Source organism: Enterobacter sp. HMSC16D10, assembly GCF_001807145.1.
In the GTDB taxonomy this organism is placed as follows: Bacteria; Pseudomonadota; Gammaproteobacteria; order Enterobacterales; family Enterobacteriaceae; genus Enterobacter; species Enterobacter roggenkampii.
In genome coordinates, this window is sequence record NZ_KV787900.1 from 1 (window position 1) to 1443 (window position 1443).

At 45.4% G+C, this 1443-nt stretch carries 1 protein-coding gene; it reads right to left on the reverse strand.

The window, feature by feature from the left end; translation table 11 throughout:
* Positions 1 to 26: 26 nt before the first annotated feature.
* A protein-coding gene (locus HMPREF3143_RS25160) for an IS3-like element ISKpn8 family transposase (protein WP_085949440.1) occupies positions 27 to 1396 on the reverse strand; the annotation gives its coding sequence in 2 pieces (ribosomal slippage) (positions 27 to 916 and positions 916 to 1396; 1371 coding nt in all).
* Between the last annotated feature and the right edge of the window lie 47 nt (positions 1397 to 1443).

The window sequence follows — 1443 nt, forward strand, 5'->3', positions numbered from 1 at the left end:
TGTACTGACCCCAAAAAGTTGGACAGTTAAACACGAGGCACATAGGTCTGGGTTCGATATTCAATTGGACTCAGACCTTTTAATTTCAGGCTAATTCTTCTGCTGTTGTAGTAGTCAATATATTCCGTAACAGCATCCTTCAGTTCGCTTATATTACTGAACTCGTCAAGATAAAAACACTCCGACTTTAAGGTTCCAAAGAAACATTCCACGACTGCATTATCCAGACAATTGCCTTTTCTGGACATGCTCTGTGTAATGCCTTGTTCTTTAAGGATGTTTTGATACCTTCTCATACGATACTGCCATCCCTGGTCAGAGTGCAGAATAGGATGCTCGTGAGGCTTAAGCTTTTTGAATGCCTGATCGAGCATATTCTCGACCATGTTCATCACAGGTCTTTCCGACAGGCTGTAAGAAATAACTTCGTTGTTGAAGAGATCTATTACTGGAGACAAATACAGCTTTCGCCCATTGACTGCAAATTCAGTAACGTCGGTAACCCACTTCTCGTTTGGCCGTGTAGCCTTGAAATCCCTTTGGAGAACATTGGGGGCGGTTTGCCCTACCTCTCCTCTGTAGGAGCTGTATCGCTTGACCTTAATCGCTGCCTTAAGCGAGAGGGTTCCCATCAGGCGCTGAACGGCTTTATGGTTAATCCGTTCCCCGTCTCGATGGAGAGACAACGTTACCCTACGGTATCCGTAACGACCTTTATTCTCGTGATAAATCTCACCAATACGCTTTTTAACATCCGCATACTTATCAGGCTTGCTGAGAGCCTTTAGATGGTAATAAAACGTACTGCGCGGTATCTCCGCTGCCTTGAGAAGCTCATCAAGAGGGTAAAACTGCCTTAGCTCGTTGAGTACTTTCACTTTTTCGCGGGATGAGCTAAGGCTTTCAGCTTTTTTAGATACGTAAGCCGCATTTCAAGGAATCGAACTTGTCTTTCAAGATCCTCAATACGTCGGTCTTTCGACAGCTCCAATGCTAACGCCGCTTTTTCTGGATCAACTGACATTGTAATGTTTCTTTTGGTGCCGATCTTGAGTGCGCGTAAACCAGCTTCTCCGTGCTCCTCATAGACTTTCAGCCACTTGGCTACAGAACCACTACCAGCAAGCATAAAGTGAGCAGCAGCCTGATTGAGGGACATCTGCTGCTCGGTCACGGCTTTCACGACCTTAATGCGCAACTCTGGATCAGCACTAACGCCTTTAGGTTTGGGAATTAAACCTTTTTCTCCATGTTTTTCATAGAGGGCAACCCACGTCCTGACCTGGGTTCGAGGCACACCAAAACGTGCAGAGATGATCCTGTAACCATCATCAGTTGTGAAGTAGTGATTCACGACTTCAAGGCGCTTTTCGAAGGGGTATTTTGGCTTTGACATATCAGGGACTATTCCATTTCATCGTCCAACAAAATGGGTGCAGTACA